At 52.8% G+C, this 248-nt stretch carries 1 protein-coding gene; it reads right to left on the bottom strand.

What is annotated here, in order from left to right; genetic code table 11:
- Positions 1-248: hypothetical protein (locus ACRHNM_RS17630; protein ID WP_431137946.1), on the bottom strand; the 248-nt coding region annotated here is incomplete at both ends.

The following is a 248-nucleotide window of genomic DNA, read 5'->3' as shown; positions in this document are numbered from 1 at the left end:
CACCTCCAGACGGTACCAGACTGTTTCGTCCCTTCTTGCAGCACTCCGCATCAGGTAGACACGGATGCGGTACTCCCCGGATTTATCCGCGACTCCTTCGAACAGGTTACCGGAAGTGGAACCGACAAACACAGCCTCATATTCTTCCCGGGGCTCCATGATATTGAAGTAGTTGGCGCCATTCCGGGTGGCCATGCTGATATTCATATACTGCCCGGCTGTAATTTGGAACAGGTAATCGGCAATCT

Source organism: Psychroserpens mesophilus (assembly GCF_050617655.1).
Classification (GTDB): Bacteria; Bacteroidota; Bacteroidia; order Flavobacteriales; family Flavobacteriaceae; genus Psychroserpens; species Psychroserpens mesophilus_A.
Note: the sequence above shows the minus strand (reverse complement) of the source record. Positions and strands in the feature narration are given on the sequence as shown.